This window comes from Fischerella sp. JS2 (genome assembly GCF_032393985.1).
In the GTDB taxonomy this organism is placed as follows: Bacteria; Cyanobacteriota; Cyanobacteriia; order Cyanobacteriales; family Nostocaceae; genus Fischerella.
Genome location: NZ_CP135918.1, coordinates 2659304 through 2680405, shown reverse-complemented (window position 1 = coordinate 2680405; position 21102 = coordinate 2659304). Strand labels below are relative to the sequence as shown.

Here is a 21102-nt window from a genome sequence, read left to right as displayed (position 1 = left end):
CTTTTGTGCGAATGTTCCCTCTGGGATCTAAACTCCCACTCACCCAATACTGATATCTTTTGATGAAATTATCGCTGTGGCGCGATCGCTCTTTCTCAAGGAAGAGGCGAAAGCTTCGACACGAACACTTGCTAAAACGGTTGGTATCTCTGAGGCAGTTATTTTCCAGCGATTTGGGACGAAAGAAGACCTCTTCTTTGCTGCAATAATGCCACCAGAAGCGCAACTTGAGTCAATAGTCAATCTTCAACGTTTAGCCTGGTCATCAACAGGTGACCACAGACCTTAAATCAGTCAGTTTGCAGATTGTTGTCTATTTTCGTGAGGTGATGCCAGTTTTTCTATCCCTCATCAGTCATCCATTCTTTGATATGCGAACCTTTCTGCAACGGCACACAATGCCTGCAATGCAAATTAGTGACTATGGCGATGGTGAATGTCCCTAGTGTGAGGGTGAGTGTGATAGATAATCGTCGTGTGTTCGTGAACATGGTTGTGAGGTTCGCCTATAGCTATCCCCTCATCGTGGTCATGCTGATGGCATTCATCGTGGATGTGTTTATGTTCATGCACACTAGGATAGTGGAGATGTTCGTGTTCATGTGGATGAGGCGAGAGGGTAATTTGTACTACCACTAGCAGCATCAAGCCCACTAAGCTACCGTAAATAAACTCACGTTCAGCAAAGTGACTTCCTAACCAACCCGCAAGAGGGTAGGAGATTGCCCACCAAAGATGACTCCAGGTAAAGTGTGCGCCATAAACTCGCCCTTGTATAGCAGTTGGAATACGGTCTGCAATTAATGTCTGAGTAGGTAAGTTGACTAAATTTTGCCCCGCACCCGCTACCAACCACAAGACCATCAATACTGTTAAATTTGCGTAGTTGGCAGGTAATAAAGCCAAGGTGATCAAAGTTGCACCAATCAAAACAAACGTTGTACGCGACAAACTTCTATTGAACGTACCATAAATAACTGCACAGAGAGTTGCACCAATCCCAAAAGCTGCTATCACCCAGCCGTACTGCACTTCTCCAAACTTAAGTGTACCTTGGACGTAGCCAACAGTATTGACTAAGATTTGCGCTCCGGCAATTGATGCGACTAACTGCATCGCTAGCGCGTAACGAATAGGTGCATCTGTAAGCAGGCGAGTTGTACCGTCTTTAATGTCTCCCCATGTTCGGCGTGTTGTTCTGGAAGGCTGTTGATTTTGTGCAACGACGAGCTGACCTGGTAGGGTGAAGATTAAGACTGCGGCGATCGCAAAGCTGAGAGCATCCAAAAAGAAAACTTGTCTCGCACCAATGAAGGCGGCGACACTTCCAGCGATACCGGGGCCAAGTACACCAAGTAATTGGTAAGTAGCGGACGAAAGAGCGATCGCGCCTGCATAGTCATTCTCACCCGTGACTAATGGAATTGTGGCTTGGTAAGTTGGAGTAAAAAAAGCATTAAAAACGTTAAGCGCAAATATTAATATGTAAACTTGCCAAATTTGCGTCACAAAAGGCAACATACCCACAATTAACATTCTGAATATGTGGGTAACAACCATGATTTTCTTACGATCAAGGCGATCTGCGATCGCACCTGCAAGAGGGGACAGCAATACAAAAGCGGTAACACGCAGAGTTAAAGCTACTGAAAGTACAACCGCCGCATTCTTTCCAGCTAAGTTAAAAGCCAGAAGGGCTAAACCCACCCAAGTAAGCGCATCACCCAATAAACTAGTGGTTTGAGCAGTATACAGCCTTGCAAATACCGGATTTCTCAAGCTGCGGAAAAATGTCAAGGTATTCATTTATCAAGGGGCATAGTTATAAAAGTCTTTTATATTAATACTTTAACACTAATGGGGGGAGGGGGCATATTTATCAAAGCTGGAAAATAGTCTTTACAAGACCATTTTCACCACTCTGCTATTTTCTAGAAGGGGTGTAGTATTTTTAGCGTTGCTGTTAGCGCAGCTTGGCGTTAGCCATATCATGAGATAATCTCACCTAATTGGGAACGCATTTTTAATAGTTTCAACCGCCAATTCATTCCGCATTCATGCAACGTCGTATTTTTAGTCATGGTTGTGGTGTCGCTGTAGCAACCATCATTCCCCACACTACACCAAAATGAAATTTTGTTGCTCGCTCAATATCAAACTGTGCAGATTTGAGTAAATTGTGAAATTCAAATTGGGAATAACACTGCTTATAAGCAGGATCAACCAACTTTAATATAAAATCGCAAAGGCGGCACAATAAATAATCTTTGCACCAATCCAAAATAATTACTTTACCGTCAGGTTTCAATACACGTTTCATCTCTACTAATGCGGCATTTGGGTCATCAAAATAATGGAACGAATTGGCAGATACAACTACATCAAAACTATTGTTTTCAAATGGTAACGCCAACGCGCTAGCAGTGTGAAACGAGACATGAGGATATGCTTGAAGTTTTTGTTGAGCTACAAGCAGCATCTTCTCTGAAATGTCTACTCCAGTTATACGTTGCGTTGGGTTCTCAGTTAACAATAACCGTTCAAATTCACCTGTTCCACAGGCAACATCCAGCACAGTTGTTGATGGAGATATTTGCACCCAGTCTTTCAGAAATGAAAGCGTATTTGCAACATAACTATTCCAGCGTTGGTCATATATTGCTGCTAGCTTGTCATACTGCTGGCGAACTTTGGTTTCGGTCATAGTGAATATATAGAACTATTCATTAACCTGATTACTAACACCTTTTGTACTGAAAGCATCAAGGATTCTAAAAGATAAAATTCCTATAATATTTATCATTACTCAAAAACTGCTTTTGGTACTTTGCCATCCTCTACAACTGAGATAGTACGTTTAGGCAATAAGAACTTACCAAATTTAGCATATAAAGCTGGTAAGACCATTAAAGTTAATGCGGTAGAAGTAAATAAACCACCTAACACCACTATTGAAAGTGGCTGTAAGATTTCTTTTCCGGGGCCACTCTCAATTACTAAAGGTGCTAATCCTAAAGCAGAGGTAAAAGCTGTCATCAAAATGGCATTCAGACGTTCCATTGATCCTTTAATAAGAACTTCTTTAACTGGTGTACCTTCCGCAAATTTAGTGTTGTAATTATCCACAAGTAACAAACCATTGCGGGTAGCAACTCCAAATAGAGTGATAAAGCCAACTAAAGAGGCAATTGAAATAACGCCGCCAGACAAAGCTACTGAAAATACTCCCCCCACCAACGCCAAAGGCAAGTTAATCATAATCATGGCGGTGGAAGGAATAGATTTGACAGAAAGGTACATAATTACTGTAATTGCAACAAAGGCGATCGCACTCGAAATTAAGATATTTTGAGTTGCTCTTTCTTCTGCCTCGAACTGTCCCGCATACTGGATATAGTAACCAGAGGGTGGATGTACCTGTTGATTAACTTTGTCTCTAATTTCGTTAACGATAGAGCGCAAATCTCTACCATTAGCGTTAGCGGACACAACAATCAAGCGGGATACATTTTCTCTATTTATAGTATTAGGCCCAGTACCATTTTCAATTGTGGCAACCTGTGCTAAAGGAATTTTTTGACCATTAGGAGTATCAACTAACAAATTGCGAATCGTATCCAAGTTTTGCCGTGCATCTGGCTTTAACCATACAGTCAAATCGAAAGTTTGTTGTTTTTCTAAAACTTGAGATACTACTCGCCCATTCAGAGCAGTTTCAATAATCTCAGACAGTTTGCCTACTGTCAAACCATACCGTGAAGCAGCAGGTCGGTTGAATTTAATTTGTATTTGTTCAATTGGTATTTGGGGTTCTAGTTGTAAATCTACAATCCCATTAACGGTTTTCATGACATCATCAACCTGCTGTCCAATTGTGCGGAGTTGTTCTAAGTCGGGGCCAAAGATTTTGACTGCGATCGCACTCCTCACCCCAGACAACACCTCATCCATACGGTGTGAGATAAAGCCCCCAATATTCGGTGCTACTCCCGGTAATTTCGCAAATTCTTGGCGTAACTTCTCAATCGTCCCCTCCCTATCTTTCATTCCTGCGTCGCTTAACTCGATATCCAAGTGTCCTAAATTTACCCCGGCTGCGTCTCCATCTCCTGGCGCACGTCCAGAACGCAATTGCACGTATGGAAATCTAGAGTCTCCCTTGAGTGCGTGTTGAAGTGTTTCACCAGCTGCATTAGTAGCTTCTAGAGAAACCCCCGGATAAAGAGTTAGAGTATTAACCAAAGTTTGCTCCTGAAACTCTGGTAAAAATATTCTGCCAAAGGAAGGGACAATTACAGCCGCAGCCACTAAACTTGCGATCGCAGCCCCTATAACAATTCCAGAACGCCGCAGAGAAAATGTTAGTAGAGGACGATACAGCCCCTTAAAAAATCTCGCCACCCAAGGTTCTGTTTCTGGCAGGCGACCATAAGGTAATAAAATTGCACATAGAGCCGGAGTCACTGTTAATGCTGTGATACTAGAGGCTATAACTGCTGCCATATAGCCTAATCCCATTGGGATAAAAATGCTACCTTCTACACCAGCCAAAGCAAAAACTGGAGAGAAGACAACTATGGTAATGATAGTGGCTCCAAAGACTGAATCGCGTACCTCTTGACAACCCTCAAATACAACATCTAAAACCGGACGCGGGTTGGGTGAATATTTATTTTCTCGCAGGTTACGGTAGACATTTTCAGCATCGACAATCGCATCATCAACGGCTGAACCGATTGCTACTGCTAACCCTCCCAAAGTCATGGTATTTAAACCTTGTCCCAACCAATTTAGTAGTAGTACTCCTAGCAATAAAGATAAAGGTAGGGCAGTTAAACAAATAGCTAGGTTACGCCAATTCATCAAAAAAGGAATTAAAATTAAGGCAACAATAATGCTGCCTTCAATTAAAGCTTCTCTAACGTTTTCAATAGAAGAATCGATATAGTTTTCTTGGCGAAATGTTGGTGTGACTTTGACATCTTTGGGTAAACCTGCTTGAATCTCTGACATCGCTGCTTCAATAGCACGGGTGACAGTAGGAGTATCGGCTTGAGGCTGTTTATTAATCATCACAACAATTGCCTTTTCACCGTTAAAACTGCCATCACCTCGTTTAATAGCTGCACCAATTTGCACGTCAGCTATATCTGAGATTTTGACAGGCGTACCATTGCGGGCAGTAATTGCTGATTGCTGTAATTCTTCAATAGATTCAATTCTGCCAATTCCGCGAATTAACTTTTCTCGGTCAGGAGTAATTAAATAGCCACCAGGAGCGTTAACATTAGCAGCTTTGGCTGCTTGCTCTACGTCTTCCAAAGTGACATTAAAGGCTCTTAGCTTCGCTGGATCGACTAATACTTGATATTGGCGAACATCGCCACCGTATGCTACTACCTGACTAACACCAGGCACAGCTAAAAGGCGGTTTGTTACTTGCCAATCAACAATCCGCCGCACTTCCATTAAAGGAGTGCTTTGGGAGGTGAAGGCATATTGTAATACAGTGCCAATGGGAGAGCTGGTAGGAGAAATTTGTGGAGTTTCTACCCCTTCGGGAAGCTTACTTTGAGCTTGTTGTAATCGCTCTGTTACCAACTGGCGAGCTTGATAAATATCAGTATCCCAGTTAAAGATGACTTTGACGACAGAAATTCCTGCTGCTGAAGATGAGCGTACTGCTGTCACTCCTGGAGTGCCGTTAATTGCACTTTCAATTGGTAAAGTTACCAGAGATTCTAATTCTTCGGGGGCGAGTCCTGGTGCTTCAGTTTGAATTTCAACTTGGGGTGGTGCAAAGCTAGGGAAAACATCCAAGGGCATTTGGATAATCGTCCGAAATATCCAAATTGTGAGGATAATTGTACCCAGGATAACTAACCAACGGCGAGCGATCGCCCATTTAATGATGGCACTCAGCATCTTTATTAGTGAGTATTTTTATTTACTGTGGTGGCTTTGGACTCGCGATCGCCTACGCGATGATTATCATCCCATGTTGGTGTTTCCTGAGACTTGCCAGAACCATTGGGAGATTCTTCTGGTACGTAGACTAATTCTGGCGATGGTTGAAGTTGGTATTTGTTGCGCTGACCATTCCAGAAAGCACCACCCATAAAAGCTAAAGTAGCTATTGCAGCGCCTCCACCTGTTCCCAAAAGCCACAGTGGTACTGGCTCCTTAGGTGCTTTAGTCTCCGTCGCCTTAGCTTGTGGAGCTTCCTCCTGTGGTTTGCTACCCCCTCGCAGAGATTGTGCATAAAGTTGAGTAGCACGCTGGGTAACAATCATATCTCCCTCGAATAAGCCACTGTTAACCTCAATCATGTCCCCAGAAGTTTGTCCTAAAGTAACTTCTACAGGTTGGTAAGCATTACCATTTTGGACGTAGACAGTTTTTTTACCATTCGCGTCAACTACTGCTGAAGTGGGAATAACCAACTTAGTTGCTGATGCTTGATCTGTAAGAACTTCTACCTCTGCAAACATTCCCGGTTTGAGTTGCCCAGCAGTATTATTAATTTCTGCTTGTACTGGTACTACTCGTGTCTGTCCTTCCACTACTGTACCAATTCGGGAAATTCGTCCAGAAAAGGTACGCTCAGGCATACTAGCTACTTTTAGAGTCACCCTTTGACCAGTTTTTACTTTGCCTAAATCTTTTTCATAAATATTAGCTGTGGCAAACAGTCGGCTATCGTTGACAATCGTCATCAATTTGCTGCCAGCATCATTAAATGTTTGACCAATAGTTACTTCTCTATCAGCAATTTTACCAGAGATGGGAGCGCCTACTGTTACTAGTCCCTTAGCGTTGGCACTGTTTCCTAGTTGAGCAAGTCGAGTTTGATAATTAGTATTACTGCGATGAATATTTGATTTTGCTAGTTGAACTGCGGCTTGAGCGCGTTTGAGTTGATTTTCTGCCTCAATCACGTTTCGACGGCTCTTGGCTTTGGTTAGTTCTGCTTTAGCTTGAGCTAGTTGGGTTTGAGATTCTAAAGCATTACGACGGGGTAAAGCACCAGCATCAGCTAACTGCTTGTCTTTGTCGTACTTTTCTTGGGCAAAGTCAACTTGAGTTTGTGCTTGAGCAATTTCAGAGTCAGCTATTTGTTGATAGCGATCGTAGTTTTGTTGAGCCAGCCTCAAGTCTGCTTGTGCTTGCTGTAAATCAGCTTGAGCTTGTGCTAATTTTTCCTGAGACTCCACCCGCAATGTTACTAAGTCTGGACTGGTAACAACAGCAACAGGTTGACCTTTTGTTACACTCGCACCTGGTTCGACCAATAATTCAACCACCTTCGCCCCAGATATTGGGGTAGTCACTTCCACTTTTTGGCTAGGAAGAGTTTCAATTTGTCCAGTGGTTTTAATTCCTACAGCTAGTCGCTGGCGTTTGACTGGCTCGACTTTAATTCCCAACCGTTTGGCTGTCTGTGCATCAACTTGAATTGAGTCAGTAGTTTGAGTGGTTTGGTTTGGACCTTGAAATTCGTCTGCGTGTCCGCCATGACCTAGAACTACTGCGGGAGTTACCAGTAATATCAAGCTGAGGAGTGTACCAGAAACACTACCAATTGCTACAAGTGGCTTGAAATAGGAGTTGGGCATGGTGCTTCAAGTCCTTGAGTTCTGGGGGAAGGAAATTGCATATCGTGTTTTTGTTATTAGTGCGTGTTAGATATACACACATTTTTTAGTCTTTCATGTAGAAATGAAATTAGGATGAAATGGCGGTCTTAGCGTTCCTTGAATCAAGAAACACACAGCTTAAATTTTCAAGCACTTTGCCTAGCTGCAAAAGCAATACACAATTAACTTACTTGTTGTACCAAGCTTGTCGCCATTGCTTCATTTGGTTAATCTCTGCTTGCTGTGAATCAATGATACCTTGAGCCAATTTCTTAATTTCAGGACGTTTGGATTTACTTAATGCATCTTGAGCCATTGTTACAGCACCTTCATGGTGAGCAATCATGGCGTTCATAAAGCGCAGATCGAATTCTGCATCCGCAGATCCCAGATCCTCAAACATCGTCATGCTTTTCTGTTGTTCTTTGGACATGGGAACCACAGATTTCCCCTCGCCACCATATGCAACAGGTTCAGCACTTGCTTGGGGATACCATGCTTTTCGCCACTTCTGCAATAGCTCATTTTCTTCTCTACTTTGAGCAATAATGATGTTGCGTGCCAATTTCTTGATCTCAAAGCGTTGAGATTTTTGCTCAGCTTCTTTTGCCATTGCGATCGCTCCTCGATGATGCAATGTCATTGCATCAATAAACCGCAAATCATAATTGGCATCAGCCGGCCCTAAATCCATTGCCATGTTATGGTTCATACCATTATGATCCATCATCCCGTCACCATGCTGCATCTGTTGATTTTTGCTAGCTTGAGTAGCAGTAGGATTTGCTATTTGGGTTTGGTTTTGGGAAGTTGCTGTAGAACAAGAAGTGAGTATGCTACTCACAGATGCGATCGCTACAAATGTAAACGCAACAAATCCAGTTTTCCAAGTAATAAATTGCATAAATTTTAAATCTATCTTTGACTTGTTCACAGCTTTATCTTTCTATTTTGTAATCTCACTTTTGTCCAAAAGAGTGTTGTAATCTGCCATAATTTCCGTACCTATTTATTAACTATTATGATGTCAACAGATGAAATTAAGATGAAATTTACTTAACTTCTTTAAAAATAAAGATGCAGATGTCTAATAGTGAGTCTAACCCCTCACACCAACGATTTTATAAGTTTTTTGAGACAACATTTATCGTGTGATCGCGTCCTGGAATAGCTCTAAAATAGGTGATTTCTGTCACTCCCTTGTATCCTTTACAAAGTTGAGAATCTGCTTCATATGCTTGTTAAACACATATGAATGAAATTAGGATGAAATCCTCATATTCCATGAGTAATAAATTATTGTTACCTCACTAGCAAGATGTGTGAGAGAAAGCAAGTTTTTCAAGTAATCAAAGCAAAAGGCAAAATTACTACAGCGTTTTGATTCAATTCAATAACTTTGAGGAATAAATTGAGTTTGCGCTGAAACGATGAGCTTGATATTTCCGTAGTTTGCGGTAATCTTACTAGCTATTTCTGCATACACAATAGCTGGGTAAAGCAAACAATATTCCTTTGTAAGTAGCAAACCACTGACAACCGATAAGACAAGGAAAATGCGTAAACTCGTTATTCTAATTGGTATTATTTTAGCTCTACTAATTCTATTCGTTCCTAGTTATATTCTCTGGCTCACCTGGCAGCCTCCACAACCGACTGTAGCTTTACTTACACCCAACACCAAGAATACGATACGACTCACTTTGGGGAAGCCACGCCTGCCTAATTGAGTGTTGCCGTTGCTAATGCCCTGTTTCCAGAGGGGAGTAACACTGCCCCGGCAGGAATTATCCGTGTGCCTGCACAATGGCAAGCTGGAGTAGCAGCAGCTCCCTTGGTACGTTGGTTAAAGGGCCGATGGTTTTAGATGCAGGAGTAAACGAAGTTACAGCCGAAGTACTTGCTTCCTGTCCGCAAGCAGAGGATTTAAAAACAGTAATTGCACCAAATAGTCAAGTAACATTGCCGACAAATGAACAGATAGCGATTCCTGCTACTAATCCGGCGGAAGTGGCAGCTAGGGTTGATCGAGAAGTTGAGCGTTTGGTAGGGTCAATTTCACCTAATGTCTTACTAGTACCTAACGATCCAGGCTATGCTATCCCGGCTACATATTGGGCAGCGCAATCGGGAGATGTAATTTTATTTGGTGATAATCCCTTACCAGCACCGACTCGTGAGGCGTTGGCACGTCGCAATGGTAAAGCGATTATTTATACATTGGGTTCTTTTGATACTAATGCAATTTCCCAATTCGGTACAGTTAGAAATATCGATGCCCGTAATGAGATTGGGGCAGCGATCGCAATGGCACAATACATTGACGAATCCACTGACGTTGGTTGGGGAATTGATACTAACAAATTTGGCTGGCGCGTTGATGCCAACTACAACTTTGTTTTAGCCAATCGAGAGTCCCCAGAAATGGCGATCGCTGGCGTTTCTCTCGGTCGTTTTGGCAAATTTGGCCCTTTATTGTGGGTGGAGCGCGATCGCAGTGATAAGAATGTATCAGTAGGCGATCGCCAAATTATCGCTTACTTTCGCAACAAAACTCAAGCCCAAGTGCTGCCCGCAAAATCTCTAGTGATGTAGCCCGATTAGATGTAGCTTCTCAACAAGCAAAACAAAGACTAGCAGATGCTGAAGTTGGAGTTTCCGTGGTTGAAATCGGTAGACCTGCCTGGGTGGGATTAGTCGTAGGTATGATTATTGGTAGTCTCTGGGGTGTCCTTGTCTTTTCTGGACGAGTACCATCCCCGGTATTATTTCCCCAACATTGAGTGCTGGTTTAGTAGCTGTTATATTTCTCTGGGCAGGAATATTTGCTTGTATTGGTTGGTTAATTGGAACATTGATTCTCCTATTTCGCACACCGAGTTCTGGAAGTAGCTATGAAGTTCGAGCAACTGTTAGCCAAGATACATTAGTTAATGTTGAACGGGAACTAGCACAGGCGGGTGCATTGGATATCTTAAGTTTTACAGATGGAAGGTACTCCTATGAGTAGTCAAGAAGTACTTGAAGGATATGTAGTTGATGTTGCTTGCAACCGTAAATATCCGCAAAATGAGTTACTCAAACGAGCTAGAGAACACACTCGTCAGTGTGGATTATCAAGACATTGTATTGAAAGTGGCTACGGATTGGTGGATGAAGAAGGACGATTTAAACTGCTCGATCCTAAAGCCACATCAAAGGTACTAGATATTATCCGCAATAGCGATCGCGGTATTCAACTGAGGGTGAAGCGAGAAATAGAAGGGGAGGAAATGCAGACTTCTAATGTTGAGGAAATCTAACCAGAGTAGAGTTTACGAATCGTGATGCGTAAAGCCGCCTTTTTCTAAAGGGCGGATATAAGCGAACATGATGAATTTATTCATCCGTGAAGGGGGTCATTAATATACTCTAAAACCTTCTGAGTACTAATCTTTCCAGTCGTGTCAAACATATAAGAATGTGTCCATAAGCTAGGTAATCTCAATAATTCTGGAAATTCTTTTCTTAGTAGTCTTGATGACCTTCCTTTAAAAGCTTTAACTATTTGAGATATTGAGTGGTGCGGATCATATTCAACTAGTAGATGTATATGATCCGGCGCAACTTCTAATGCTTTGATAATCCACTTCTTGTCATTAGCAACAGACTGGAATACTTCAATGCATCGAAGTTTTAAGTTTTCGTTATTAGCGAATACACGAGCGCGTCTGCATGGTATCCAGATTAAATGGACAGTAGCTAATCCAACAGCATGATTGTAATGATTATAAACAGTTTTCATGTAGATGAGTATTGATTATCTACACCACTGATGATATCATAATCACATGAAAACCCTGAAGTTTAAACTGTATCAGCACAAAAGAAATAGATTCCTCAAGCGCATGATTAACGCGAGTGGGATAATCTACAATCATTGTATTGCCCTACACAAACGCTACTATCGAATGTGGGGCAAACACTTAAGCTGTGCAAAACTTCAATCTCATATTGCCAAACTGCGGAAATGTAATCCATTTTGGCAAACAGTAGGTTCTCAATCAGTACAAGATATTTGTCAACGCATTGAGAAAGCCTACCAATTATTTTTTAAACACAACAAAAAAGGAGTTAGACCGCCAGGATTTAAAAAAGTTAAGAAATACAAATCATTCACTCTTAAACAATCTGGATACAAGTTTTTAGGTGGAAATCGAGTCAAGATTGGGAACAAAGTTTATCAATTTTGGAAGTCGAGAGAGATAGAGGGAACAGTCAAAACCTTAACCATAAAACGCACTCCTTTAGGCGAGCTATTTATGATTATAGTTGTTGATGATTGTTCTAATTCAAAAATCAAGTTTGCGACTGGTAGAATAGCGGGATTTGATTTTGGATTAAAAACATTCCTCACTTGCTCGGACGGAACAAAAATTGAGTCTCCCCAATTTTTAAAACAATCATTAAATGCCATTAGGAAAGCTAGCCGACAGCATTCTAAAAAACTCAAAGGTTCATCAAACAGAGAGCGATTTAGAAAAAATCTAGTTCGCAAATATGAGGATATTTCTCATCGTAGACGTGATTGGTTTTGGAAACTCGCTCATAAATTAACAGATAATTTTGATGTGCTTTGTTTTGAAACCTTAAATCTTAAAGGAATGCAACGTCTTTGGGGTAGGAAAATATCAGACTTGGCGAGGCGTGAATTTCTGCAAATTCTAGAATGGATTGCTAAGAAGAAGCATAAACAAGTAGTGTTTGTAGATCAATGGTATCCATCCACAAAAACTTGTTCTAGCTGTGGACACATTTTAGAAAAATTGGATTTGTCGATTAGACGCTGGCGTTGTCCTTCATGTCAATCTGAAAATGATAGAGATGAAAACGCCAGTCTTAATATTAAAAGAGTCGGGAGTTCGACTCTAGGCGTAGGAGATGTTAGACAGTCTCAGACTGCAATCTCTGTTTGATGCCTGAATCCCCCGTTTTCAAAACGGGGGAGTGGCTCAAATTAACAAGCTATTCGCTAGGATGAGCGCAGGTTGTGGAAGATTAAGAAAGTTTGGTGATGGATAACACTAGTATCCGCTCGGCAGAAGAAGTATTTAAAGGTTAATAAAAGATGAACTTAAGCTGACCTCATGTACATCTGCTATTCAATCACTTTCCTATTGTCGGAGCTGTATTTGGTCTTTTACTGCTAATTTATGCCATGCTAAAAAACAGTGAAGACTTAAAACGAGCAAGTTATTGGGCTTTTGTCATCATTGCACTAATTACAATACCTGTATTTTTTTCAGGTACGCAAGCAGTAGCAGTTGTTGAAAATCTTCCGAATATTTCAGAATCTATTATCCACGAGCATCGAGAAATTGCAGAACAGACTTTAATAGCTTTAGAGATATTAGGATTAATTAGCTTGGCAGGTTTATTTTTATTTCGAGGCTTGAAAAAATCTCCGATTTGGTTCACAATATCATTACTAGTATTTGCAATTATTTCCACAGGTTTGGCATCCTGGACAGGAGTTCGGGAAGGAGTAATACGCCACACAGAAGTGCGAGGAGAATTAAAATTTTTAATGCTAAATGAAACACAATCAGATGTCCAAAAAGGTTTGCAAACAGGGCATGAACACTCTCACTAAGTAAAACCTTATTGGTGAATTTAAGAAAATCTTGTTTCCAGGGTTAAAGCTGAGAACCGGAAAAAAACTTCCCATAATTATTAGCTTCTGTCCAACACTAATATTTTAGGTAAAAGAGTCATAAATATCTCCCGGAGACTAATCAATTGGTTGGTAACAATACCCAGAACTGAAGAACTCTCCTATAAGCCAAATTCTTTCTTTAGTTGTGCAACCCAAGCTTTGATTCGCTCTTCGGTCAAATCAGATTGGTTATCTTCATCAAGAGCAAGACCGACAAATTTACCATCCCTAACTGCTTTAGATTCATTAAACTCATAACCATTAGTGGGCCAGTACCCTACTGTTGTACCACCCTGCTGTGAAATTTTTTCTTCTAAAATGCCGAGTGCATCTTCAAAGGTATCAGGATAGCCTACCTGATCTCCTGGGCCAAAATAGGCAACTTTCTTGCCAGTAAAATCAATTTTATCTAATTCATCATAGAAATATTCCCAAGCACTTTGTAGTTCACCAACATTCCAAGTGGGACAACCAATGACAATGTATTCAAAGTTTTCAAAATCACTTGCTTCAGCGCTGGCAATATCAAAAATCTCCACTACAGATTCTCCACCAAATTCCTTTTGAATCATTTCTGCTTCTGTTTGGGTGTAGCCTGTTTCACTGCCATAAAATAAGCCAATATTAGACATTTTTCCTCCTTTTTAGCCGATTATCTCAAATATAAGTGAAGAATTGATAAATCTAGCTTTAGCGCCTCAATGTACAAACTATTTAGTTGAGGATGAATGCTGATAGTTATGTTAAGTCTTTCTTAGTAATACCCATATTAAAAGCAAGAGCAATGCCTTGAATCATCTTTGCGGTAGATCTACTTTACTTAGGAAAAGTACACACAACAGCCTGTGAATGCGATCGCTGCTATACCTAATCAAGACTCACTATAAACATAATCAAATTTCATATTTATTAACCTTGTTTATAAAAATTGCTATGTTTCCTTATATTTAGCTTTTCGTAGAAAGATGAAATTTGCATGAAATCCTTAGTCATAAGAACAAAAAATTAGATATGCACACCTAAATGAAATCAGCATGAAATCTTTGTATTTCATTGGTAGTAAATATTCATCACTCCATTAGGTAGAGGTAACTTTACCTCCACATTTTTAATGTGAGGCTAGAGGAAATTCTGCCTCTGACCTAAGCAATTGGAGATGTAAAAAGCATGGCAATACAACAACTCACCTTGAACCAAGTTAATCAAGGTATGCAGGAATGCATTCAGAACTGCTTAGACTGCCACAGCATCTGCTTGAATACTGTGACCTATTGCTTACAAAAAGGTGGCAATCACGCAGAACAATCTCATATTCGACTACTGCTCGACTGCGCTGAAATTTGTCAAACCAGCGCTAATTTTATGCTACGGATTTCCCAATTACACGCTCGTACTTGTGGAGTTTGCGCACAAGTGTGCGATCGCTGTGCTCAAGATTGTGATCGTATGGGCGATGATGCTCAAATGAAGGCTTGCGCTGATATGTGCCGTCGTTGTGCCCAGTCTTGTCGGCAAATGTCAATGGCAGCTGCATAAATTACTCTCTTCGCTGACTGCCGTAATCGGGTACTCAGTAAGTGCAAAACGACTATGCATACATAAACAGCGATCCAAGTAATTGCATAGGTTTGAAGAATGACTGTACAACAACTCACCTTGAACCAAGTGAATCAAGGAATGCAGCAGTGCATTCAAAACTGCTTGAACTGCCATAGCATCTGCTTGAATACAGTGACATACTGTCTGCAAAAGGGTGGTAATCATGTAGAACAATCTCATATTCGCCTACTGCTCGACTGCGTTGAAATTTGTCAAACCAGCGCTAATTTTATGCTACGGATTTCCCTGTTACACCCTTGGATCTGTGGAGTTTGTGCACAAGTGTGCGATCGCTGCGCTCAAGATTGCGAACGGGTAGGTGATGATGCCCAAATGAAAGCTTGCGCGGATATGTGCCGCCGTTGTGCCCAGTCTTGTCGGCAAATGTCTAACGTTGCAATCGAAACTCATGCAGAGGCACGTTTAAAAACAGACTTAAATCAAGACTTATTAATGTAAGGAGAATGACAATGGCACATAAAATTTCCCAATCCAGTGTAGATATTGCTGTTCATTGTGCCTATGAGTGCGAACACTGTGCTGATGAATGCCTGGGTAGTATGCCTGAATGCGCTCGTCTGTGCATAGATTGCGCTCAAATGTGCTGGACTTCTGCCGCATATATGAGCCGTAGTTCGCGCTTCATTCCCCAAATTGTGCGCTCTTGTATCGAAATTTGTGAAGCCTGTGCCAGTGAGTGTGAGAAGCACACAGATAGCCCCCATTGTCAAAAGTGTGCACAAGCTTGTCGCCAAGCTGCTGAGGAATATCGCAAAATCGCTACTGTTGCAGGTGCGGCTTAATTAATAGGTAGCCGGGATGATACACCCTCCTTAAAGATTAAGGAGGGAAATACATCACAAGAAAAAAAGGCGTTGCATAATTGCGGCATGATTTTGGAATTTGCACCAACAATAATCACCGTGTTTGTGCATCCTCGCGTCAGCCTCAATCATCCCATTATTCAGCAACGCCGAAAAAGTTATTCCTTGCTATAACTACATTGCCTTGCACTTATTTGAAGATACTCAAGAATAAAACTTTAAACGAGAAGGAAAACCTACTGTTGACAAGACTAAAAAACGTCAAACTGGAGAAACTAACTCTGCTGCAAAACTTTCTGAATCAGATGTATTGTCTATTTATCAGAAGTTAAAAGAAGGTTTTGGCGTTACTCAATTAGCCCGTCAACATGGGATAACTCATAGTATGCCAGTTGTTCGGCTACAATGAGTTGGGTTTCAAGTTCCGCCAAAAAACCGAGAGCAATTGCAATAAATCGAAGGAATGCTTGTGTTGAATCTCTTGCATGACCTTCTGCCAAATTTGATGGATTGATACTACCGCCCGTTACATTTGGCTACTCAAACCATATATTTCAGACTTAGGAAAATCTCGTGTTAATAGATAAACTTGCTTGGTCAAACTTATACCCAACTGCCAAACTTTCAAATCCCGGTAACTATTAATTGTCATAGATGCTGAATCAGTGTATATATCTTTTTTAATCTTACTCCCTACTCCCTACTCCCTTTCAACTGAAAAATGTACCAACCAAGACAATCATTAATGCCGATTAATCCCGTTTTCAATCCAAATGGAAATGATAATACAACAAACCGTTGGGTCTGGTTCGGAGAGACTACGAATTTAATGCAACTCAATGATGTCCGCTATTCGTGGGCTGTGTCTCTCTACCGTCAAATGCGAGAGAATTTTTGGATTCCCGAAAAAATAGATATTACTCAAGACGTAACAGATTACGTCAATCTCATGCCGGTCGAACGACGTGCATTTGATGGCATTCTCAGTTACCTGACCTTTCTCGATTCGGTGCAAACCTGTAATGTCCTCATATCAAAAACAGCATTACTGCACCAGAAATTGCATTGTGCATGGCAGAACAAATTTCGCAAGAAGCAATGCACAATCAATCTTATCAATACATCATTGAAACGGTGATTCCAGGCGATCGCCGGACACAAGTTTATGATTTTTGGCGGAGCGATCGCATTCTCAAACAACGATGTGAATTCATCGCTGGACTATACCAAAAGTATGTTGATAATCCTACACCAGAGAATTATCTTGTATCGCTGTTAGCTGATTATTTGTTAGAAGGGTTGTATTTCTATAACGGATTTATATTTTTCTACAATCTCTCATCACGGATGCTCATGTCTGGAAGCGCCGATATTTTTAGAATGATTAACCGAGATGAACTATCTCATGCGCGGCTGTATCAAAAATTGATTCCAGAAGCAATGCTAGTTTTCCCCCACAGCCGCGAACAAATCTATGAAATGTTTGCTCTCGCCATTGAGCATGAATGCAAGTGGACAACACATATTGTCGGAGATGATATTTTGGGCATTACAGCCAACAGTACAGAACAGTACACAAAATATCTAGCAAATGCTCGCTTGAAGGCGATCGGTTTAGAGCCATTGTTTGGGGAAGCTATCTACAAGAAAAGCCCATATACTCACTTGGAGCGTTTTTCAGATACTAAGAAAGAAGCTCACACAAAGGCAAACTTTCTTGAGGCGAGTGTAACTAGTTACGTCATGTCCTCTAGCATTGAAGGTTGGGATGATTTTTAAGACTGGTTAATCCAGGGGACTACGAACAGCCTTACCACCACGGTTAAGAACATGGGTATAAATCATCGTCGTTTTCACATCCTTGTGTCCCAATAATTCCTGTACCGTGCGGATATCATAACCATTTTGCAGTAAATGGGTAGCAAAACTGTGGCGAAACGTATGACAACCCACCTTTTTTTGAATACCAGCTTGACGCACCGCCTGTTTTAAAGCTTTTTGTAAACTACTCTCATGTAAATGATGGCGACGCACTTCCCCGCTACGGAGGTCTTTGGAGATGTTACCAGAAGGAAAAACAAATTGCCAAATCCAATCATACTTGGCTCTAGGATATTTTCTTTCTAATGCAAAAGGTAAATAAACCGAACCATAGCCTTTTTGTAAATCTTGTTGATGGATAATTTTGACACTTTGTAAATGAATCTTTAGTTCTTCAGCGATACTTTCAGGTAACATAGTCACCCGACTTTCATTTCCCTTGGTATCGCGTACAATAATTTGTTGTTGAGCAAAATCAACATCTTTAACGCGCAAACTCAAACCTTCAGTTAACCTTAAACCTGTACCGTAAAGTAATTTAATTAAAAGTTGATGTACTCCAGATAACTTTTGAATAATTGCGAAAACTTCATCCTTTGTTAAAACTGTTGGTAAATATTTAGATTTTTTAGCACGTACCGCCTCTACTTTCAAATCTAAATTTTGTTTTAATACTTCTTTGTAGAGAAATAGAACAGCGTGAAGTGCTTGATTTTGTGTTGATGCAGCCACATTTTCATTCACCGCAAGATGCGTTAAAAATGCTTCGATTTCTGCACTTCCCATATCTTTAGGATGACGCTTATCATGATAAAGGATATAACGTCTAATCCAGTAAATATAAGTCTTCTCTGTTTGGTAAGAATAGTGCTTAAGTCGGATAACATCTTGCACTTGTTCTAGCAGTTTCTTTGGACGTTGTTCCATCGGATGTTATACAGAAAAATTCCGTTTAATACTCTAAATAAGGATGTTATACGGAAAAATTCTTGATAACACCAAGGGATATACGGAAAAATTCCACATAATCCTCCCGTAAAGGGTAGTTATACGGAAAAATTCGGTATAATACCCGAACAAGGATGTAAAAAAGAAGTTTTCCATATATTCAGACAGGAGTTCGCTGTAATGCTTGATATATTAAGATTAAGAAAAAGATTATATGGAAACTTTCCGTATAATAAATAGTTAGCCACCTGAACACGCGCCCTCTCATCATCATGTTTCGATCAGTCTTCACGCTGTGCGCCGCACTCCTCTCCGCGCTCGGGATCTCAACAGCTCAAGCAAGCGACTCACCAGAAAATAAACGGGAGTTGACAGTGAAGCCCGGAGACGTAATCGTCAATCAAGACAAGGGTCAGTGGTCCGCAATCAAGATCCTCGCGGTTGACCAGTGGCCCGACGGAAGTTCAGCTGCTCATTGCCTGACATACAAAGCAGTTCCAACCAAGCCCTCGCTTGAATCGCTCCAGCAGGCGGCGGTACTTGTCTGGCACGCGCCCATTGATGCGGCGAGCTTCAGGAAGGACTGGGAGCTAATCGGAAATCAGGTGCCCACAAAGGCTGAACTTGTTGGCTTTGTCGAGTACCTGAAGTTGACCGACTTTCCTCGCTACGTGGCCTTCACCGGCCAGGACTCCAAAGAGATCGTGCGCAACGCCAACGCACACTACCAGCGCGCATATGCGCTTGGAGACCAAGGTAAGAAAAAGGAAGCTATTGCCGAGTACACAGAGGCCATCGAACTCTTCCCGCTCTTCTACGAAGCCATCGACAACCGCGCGTTCACCTACATGGAGTTGGGCATGCTCCGCGAGGCTCTGCGTGACTTCGAGCAGTCTCTACGGGTGAATCCAAACGGAGTCTCAGCTTTCTTCTCTAGAGGTGAGTGCCTGATGAAGCTTGGTGATCTCAAGGCAGCCGAGTCCGTCTTTCAGGAGGGTCAGAATCGGTTTCCCGAGCAACGAGCCATGTTCACCAAGTTTCTGGAGCAAGTCCGTGCGTTGCGAAGAGGCGGCTAACCCCTCCATCGAGCGGACGTCTTTGAGCTGGCTGCGCCAGCCCAAAGCCGCCGCTCATGTCGAACGTTATGCCGCTTCGTTCAGTCGTGATGGCGGTATTCCAAAGCGATCTGTTCAGTGTTGAGGTTCAAGAAACTTCTTCAAGATCTCGACCAATTTAAACACCAGCACGAAACTGTAATCGTTTTGATCTTGATTTGTACTTGCTGCGATCGTGATCCGAGATCCGGCTAGATTTGGAAAGTGGAGAGCGGCAACCGAGTACCCTGGTCCTCCACCTCCATGTCCAGCAACTCTTCCATAAGGTGATGCCAAATCGATCATTAGTCCCAACCCATAGGCTGGCTTCTCAAACAAAGGATGCTTGCCTACAACATAAGCAGGGCAAAGCATTTGTTCGGTGAAGGCAGAGCTAATAATCTTGTTGAAAAACAAAGCCTCGATCATCTTGGCGAGTTCTGGTGCTGTCGAAATGACGACTCCATGAGATACCCAACCTGGATGATACAAAGAAGTCATATTTTGGAGTTCAGCTCCACTAAAAAATGCTGTATATCCTGGTGTGAGGACAGTTACATCGCCAAGCGTCTTGGGGACAAACGTTCTTTGCAACGAAAGAGGAGTGAAAATGACTTGACTCAAAAGCTGCTGCATTGATTGTCCCGTGATTCGTTCGAGGAGACACTTTAAAACGAGATAGCCAATATTGGAATACTGCCAGCCTGTGCCCGGTTGAAAGTGCAAACCTTGGGTGATAATTTTGAGAAACGTTTCTTCTGACCAAGGAATGGTAGGTGTCGCTTTGACCGCATCCGAATAAGCAGACATTTCACCATAATCTGGTATTCCGCTTGTGTGGCTCAATATATGGCGGAGCGTGATCGAAGGGTCTAGAGAAAAATCAGGCAAATGCGACTGTATGGAATCATCAAGATTGAGAATTCCTTTACCAACAAGATCTAGAGATGCGATCGCTAGGAGACTTTTTGTAACGCTGTAGATATAAAAGCTAGCGTCAGTGACCAAGGGTTGGTTATGGTTCAGGTCTTGATAGCCCACACCCATTTCAAAGAAGGATTCACCGTTCCGTCTGATAGCAACAGCAGCACCGGGAATATGAGATTCTCTCAGAGATTGTTCAATGACGGATTGAAGTTGCTGGTGAAGAGTTTGATTCACAGTAAAGTGTCCAAAGCGTGGTCGGTTCAGTTTTCATGATAGGGATTCGTAGTGGCAGCAGCAGAACAATTCTGTTGGAGCGGACTGCCGAAAGTTCTTGGTTTGGATGCAAAAGCTACTAGCAGGCGCTCAACCGGAACGTTAGACTGCTTAGTTGTCAGTGGATGATTGCCAATTCTCCCCTTTGCTCAATGCAATTCATCTTAGGATTGATTGATAAGCGGTCACAACTAAAGTTAATTTTTTTCCCTACTATCTAACTTGATCTCAGTCCTAGAAGTAAAGTGTTGTTGTCACAATAATAAGGTTTTCACAAGGAGGCG

General features: G+C 41.7%; 22 protein-coding genes and 1 pseudogene. 12 read left to right on the top strand and 11 right to left on the bottom strand.

What is annotated here, in order from left to right; genetic code table 11:
- Positions 1–76: 76 nt before the first annotated feature.
- Positions 77–289 (top strand): TetR family transcriptional regulator, encoded by a 213-nt coding sequence (locus RS893_RS11145; protein ID WP_315791222.1) that lies wholly within the window; start codon positions 77–79, stop codon positions 287–289.
- 125 nt (positions 290–414) lie between these two features.
- On the opposite strand, the gene RS893_RS11140 is transcribed toward RS893_RS11145, so the two are convergent.
- The 5 genes from RS893_RS11140 to RS893_RS11120 all read right to left on the bottom strand — a co-directional run bounded on the left by RS893_RS11140 (position 415) and on the right by RS893_RS11120 (position 8541).
- The gene (locus tag RS893_RS11140; RefSeq protein ID WP_315791221.1) at positions 415–1806 is read right to left on the bottom strand and encodes an MFS transporter; all 1392 of its coding nucleotides are present in this window, start codon (positions 1804–1806) and stop codon (positions 415–417) included.
- Positions 1807–2077: 271 nt separating this feature from the next.
- Positions 2078–2704, bottom strand: coding sequence for a class I SAM-dependent methyltransferase (locus tag RS893_RS11135; RefSeq protein ID WP_315791220.1), 627 nt, complete (start codon positions 2702–2704; stop codon positions 2078–2080).
- Positions 2705–2802: 98 nt separating this feature from the next.
- Positions 2803–5925: an efflux RND transporter permease subunit gene (locus RS893_RS11130; protein WP_315791219.1), complete on the bottom strand. Its 3123-nt coding sequence runs from the start codon at positions 5923–5925 to the stop codon at positions 2803–2805.
- Between the two features lie 5 nt (positions 5926–5930).
- On the bottom strand, positions 5931–7616 hold the full coding sequence (locus tag RS893_RS11125; RefSeq protein WP_315791218.1) for an efflux RND transporter periplasmic adaptor subunit: 1686 nt from the start codon (positions 7614–7616) through the stop codon (positions 5931–5933).
- 208 nt (positions 7617–7824) lie between these two features.
- A complete protein-coding gene (locus RS893_RS11120) occupies positions 7825–8541 on the bottom strand; it encodes a DUF305 domain-containing protein (RefSeq protein WP_315791217.1) in 717 nt (238 codons plus the stop codon).
- Positions 8542–9363: 822 nt separating this feature from the next.
- On the opposite strand from RS893_RS11120, the gene RS893_RS11115 reads away from it, so the two are divergent.
- From RS893_RS11115 to RS893_RS11100, 4 genes are all read left to right on the top strand, one after another.
- A complete protein-coding gene (locus tag RS893_RS11115) occupies positions 9364–9504 on the top strand; it encodes a hypothetical protein (RefSeq protein WP_315791216.1) in 141 nt (46 codons plus the stop codon).
- Positions 9495–10232 carry a hypothetical protein gene (locus RS893_RS11110; RefSeq protein ID WP_315791215.1) on the top strand — a complete coding sequence of 246 codons (738 nt, stop codon included), beginning with the start codon at positions 9495–9497 and terminating at the stop codon, positions 10230–10232. Before RS893_RS11115 ends, RS893_RS11110 begins: the two co-directional genes overlap by 10 nt.
- 184 nt (positions 10233–10416) lie before the next feature.
- The gene (locus RS893_RS11105) at positions 10417–10647 is read left to right on the top strand and encodes a hypothetical protein (RefSeq protein ID WP_315791214.1); all 231 of its coding nucleotides are present in this window, start codon (positions 10417–10419) and stop codon (positions 10645–10647) included.
- Positions 10640–10939, top strand: coding sequence for a hypothetical protein (locus RS893_RS11100; RefSeq protein WP_315791213.1), 300 nt, complete (start codon positions 10640–10642; stop codon positions 10937–10939). The genes RS893_RS11105 and RS893_RS11100 overlap by 8 nt, the downstream gene beginning before the upstream one ends.
- 80 nt (positions 10940–11019) lie before the next feature.
- Here the strand turns inward: RS893_RS11100 and tnpA are convergent, their stop codons facing one another.
- Positions 11020–11421 (bottom strand): IS200/IS605 family transposase, encoded by a 402-nt coding sequence (tnpA, locus tag RS893_RS11095; protein WP_315787365.1) that lies wholly within the window; start codon positions 11419–11421, stop codon positions 11020–11022.
- A 46-nt stretch (positions 11422–11467) separates the two neighbouring features.
- Here tnpA and RS893_RS11090 point away from each other — a divergent pair, with 46 nt between their 5' ends.
- Positions 11468–12592, top strand: a complete 1125-nt coding sequence (locus tag RS893_RS11090) for a transposase (protein ID WP_315787367.1) — start codon at positions 11468–11470, stop codon at positions 12590–12592.
- Between the two features lie 242 nt (positions 12593–12834).
- The gene (locus tag RS893_RS11085) at positions 12835–13269 is read left to right on the top strand and encodes a hypothetical protein (protein ID WP_315791212.1); all 435 of its coding nucleotides are present in this window, start codon (positions 12835–12837) and stop codon (positions 13267–13269) included.
- A gap of 182 nt (positions 13270–13451) precedes the next feature.
- Here RS893_RS11085 and fldA read toward each other — a convergent pair whose 3' ends face one another.
- Entirely contained in the window at positions 13452–13964 is a 513-nt protein-coding gene (fldA, locus tag RS893_RS11080; RefSeq protein WP_315791211.1) for a flavodoxin FldA, read from the bottom strand.
- 535 nt (positions 13965–14499) lie between these two features.
- Here fldA and RS893_RS11075 point away from each other — a divergent pair.
- The 3 genes from RS893_RS11075 (at position 14500) to RS893_RS11065 (ending at position 15734) form a co-directional block, all read left to right on the top strand.
- Positions 14500–14868 (top strand): four-helix bundle copper-binding protein, encoded by a 369-nt coding sequence (locus RS893_RS11075; RefSeq protein ID WP_315791210.1) that lies wholly within the window; start codon positions 14500–14502, stop codon positions 14866–14868.
- A 99-nt stretch (positions 14869–14967) separates the two neighbouring features.
- A complete protein-coding gene (locus tag RS893_RS11070; protein WP_315791209.1) occupies positions 14968–15390 on the top strand; it encodes a four-helix bundle copper-binding protein in 423 nt (140 codons plus the stop codon).
- Between the two features lie 11 nt (positions 15391–15401).
- The gene (locus RS893_RS11065; protein ID WP_315791208.1) at positions 15402–15734 is read left to right on the top strand and encodes a four-helix bundle copper-binding protein; all 333 of its coding nucleotides are present in this window, start codon (positions 15402–15404) and stop codon (positions 15732–15734) included.
- A 368-nt stretch (positions 15735–16102) separates the two neighbouring features.
- On the opposite strand, the gene RS893_RS30260 is transcribed toward RS893_RS11065, so the two are convergent.
- Both RS893_RS30260 and RS893_RS11060 read right to left on the bottom strand, forming a co-directional pair.
- On the bottom strand, positions 16103–16255 hold the full coding sequence (locus RS893_RS30260) for a four helix bundle protein (protein WP_396336439.1): 153 nt from the start codon (positions 16253–16255) through the stop codon (positions 16103–16105).
- A 26-nt stretch (positions 16256–16281) separates the two neighbouring features.
- Positions 16282–16407: a four helix bundle protein gene (locus RS893_RS11060; RefSeq protein ID WP_315791207.1), complete on the bottom strand. Its 126-nt coding sequence runs from the start codon at positions 16405–16407 to the stop codon at positions 16282–16284.
- Between the two features lie 69 nt (positions 16408–16476).
- On the opposite strand from RS893_RS11060, the pseudogene RS893_RS11055 reads away from it, so the two are divergent.
- Positions 16477–17534, top strand: a pseudogene (locus tag RS893_RS11055) (ribonucleotide-diphosphate reductase subunit beta).
- A 6-nt stretch (positions 17535–17540) separates the two neighbouring features.
- On the opposite strand, the gene RS893_RS11050 reads toward RS893_RS11055, so the two are convergent.
- Entirely contained in the window at positions 17541–18503 is a 963-nt protein-coding gene (locus RS893_RS11050) for an integron integrase (protein ID WP_315791206.1), read from the bottom strand.
- Positions 18504–18796: 293 nt separating this feature from the next.
- Here RS893_RS11050 and RS893_RS11045 point away from each other — a divergent pair, with 293 nt between their 5' ends.
- Positions 18797–19600, top strand: coding sequence for a tetratricopeptide repeat protein (locus RS893_RS11045; RefSeq protein ID WP_315791205.1), 804 nt, complete (start codon positions 18797–18799; stop codon positions 19598–19600).
- A 114-nt stretch (positions 19601–19714) separates the two neighbouring features.
- On the opposite strand, the gene RS893_RS11040 is transcribed toward RS893_RS11045, so the two are convergent.
- Complete coding sequence (locus tag RS893_RS11040; protein ID WP_315791204.1) at positions 19715–20779, bottom strand: serine hydrolase domain-containing protein; 1065 nt, start codon at positions 20777–20779, stop codon at positions 19715–19717.
- Positions 20780–21102: the final 323 nt, after the last annotated feature.